Source organism: Streptomyces sp. JB150 (genome assembly GCF_011193355.1).
GTDB lineage: Bacteria > Actinomycetota > Actinomycetes > Streptomycetales > Streptomycetaceae > Streptomyces.
Genome location: NZ_CP049780.1, coordinates 1,093,903 through 1,094,130, shown reverse-complemented (window position 1 = coordinate 1,094,130; position 228 = coordinate 1,093,903).

Below are 228 nucleotides of genomic sequence, written 5' to 3'. Positions count from 1 at the left end.
CGTAATAGCTCACTGGTCTAGTGATTCCGCGCCGACAATGTAGCGGGGCTCAAGCGTACCGCCGAAGTCGTGTCATTGCAGCATATAGCCCCAACGGGTGCTGTGATGGGTAGGGGAGCGTCGTCTGCCGGGTGAAGCAGCACCGGAAGGTAGTTGTGGACGGTTGACGAGTGAGAATGCAGGCATGAGTAGCGATACAAACGTGAGAAACGTTTGCGCCGATTGACT